The organism is Lelliottia nimipressuralis (genome assembly GCF_004402045.1).
GTDB lineage: Bacteria > Pseudomonadota > Gammaproteobacteria > Enterobacterales > Enterobacteriaceae > Enterobacter > Enterobacter chinensis.
In genome coordinates this window covers 1-874 of sequence record NZ_SOMG01000025.1, presented here as the reverse complement: position 1 = coordinate 874, position 874 = coordinate 1, and the positions used below count along the sequence as shown (strand labels likewise).

1 tRNA gene and 2 rRNA genes are annotated in these 874 nt (G+C 50.5%); all 3 read right to left on the bottom strand.

Annotation, left to right across the window (positions count from 1 at the left end):
• Positions 1-465 (bottom strand): 23S ribosomal RNA (locus tag E3U32_RS17195); the annotation flags it as partial.
• A gap of 191 nt (positions 466-656) precedes the next feature.
• A tRNA-Glu gene (locus tag E3U32_RS17190) sits at positions 657-732 on the bottom strand.
• 85 nt (positions 733-817) lie between these two features.
• Positions 818-874: ribosomal RNA gene (locus tag E3U32_RS17185) — 16S ribosomal RNA — on the bottom strand; the annotation flags it as partial.

Below are 874 nucleotides of genomic sequence, written 5' to 3'. Positions count from 1 at the left end.
TCACGGTACTGGTTCACTATCGGTCAGTCAGGAGTATTTAGCCTTGGAGGATGGTCCCCCCATATTCAGACAGGATACCACGTGTCCCGCCCTACTCTTCGAGTTCACAACCTGTGTGCTTTCGTGTACGGGACTGTCACCCTGTACCGTGCGACTTTCCAGACGCTTCCACTAACACACAAGCTGATTCAGACTCTGGGCTGCTCCCCGTTCGCTCGCCGCTACTGGGGGAATCTCGGTTGATTTCTTTTCCTCGGGGTACTTAGATGTTTCAGTTCCCCCGGTTCGCCTCGTTAACCTATGTATTCAGTTAACGATAGTGTGACGGATCACACTGGGTTTCCCCATTCGGACATCGCCGGGTCAAAGGTTCATATCACCTCGCCGGCGCTTTTCGCAGATTAGCACGTCCTTCATCGCCTCTGACTGCCAGGGCATCCACCGTGTACGCTTAGTCGCTTAACCTCACAACCCGAAGATGTTTCTTTCGATTCATCATCAAATTGCGAAAATTTGAGAGACTCGAACACACATAACCTGTGTGTCGTTCAATTTTCAGCTTGATCCAGATTTTTAAAGAGCAAATATCTCAAACGTCACCCGAAGATGAGTTTTGAGATATTAAGGCAGGTGACTTTCACTCACGAACCAGCAAGTGGCGTCCCCTAGGGGATTCGAACCCCTGTTACCGCCGTGAAAGGGCGGTGTCCTGGGCCTCTAGACGAAGGGGACACTGAAGTCTCAATCGCAAGACGCCTTGCTATTTACTTTTCATCAGACAATCTGTGTGGACACTACAAAGGCAGGTTCTTTAAGGTAAGGAGGTGATCCAACCGCAGGTTCCCCTACGGTTACCTTGTTACGACTTCACCCC